Genomic DNA, 396 nt, shown 5'->3' with positions numbered 1-396 from the left:
CCTGCCCATCATCGCGATGCTCGCGGGCGTCATCGCGGGCATCTACATGGCCGTGATGTATTTCATCCAGAACAAGGCGCAGTCGACGCTCGCCGACCTGCAGGACTTCATCGACCTGAAGGGCACGGGGCAGACGTTCGCGCTCCAGAAAATCCTGTTCGACAGCGGCGTGTACTTCTACGGGCAGCTCACGCCCGGCGGCTCCGGCGCCCAGCGGGGTGCGTCCAGTTCGGTGAAGAGGGCCGCCGCCCCCGTGGTGACGGACTTCAACCCCAAGGGGGGCGCGCCCGGCACCATGGTCACCATCACCGGTACGGGGCTGGCGGGCGCGAGTTCGGTGCGCTTCAACCAGACGCCCGCCGACTACTTCCGCACCTGGAGCGACAAGCAGCTCGT

1 protein-coding gene is annotated in these 396 nt (G+C 66.9%); it reads left to right on the top strand.

Going from position 1 to position 396, the window contains the following annotated elements; translation table 11 throughout:
- The coding region (locus D7Y04_RS43380; protein ID WP_199749849.1) for an IPT/TIG domain-containing protein at window positions 1–396 on the top strand (396 nt) is incomplete at both ends.

The sequence above is a fragment of the Corallococcus sp. AB038B genome (assembly GCF_003668955.1).
GTDB classification, from domain to species: domain Bacteria; phylum Myxococcota; class Myxococcia; order Myxococcales; family Myxococcaceae; genus Corallococcus; species Corallococcus exiguus.
Note: the sequence above shows the minus strand (reverse complement) of the source record. Positions and strands in the feature narration are given on the sequence as shown.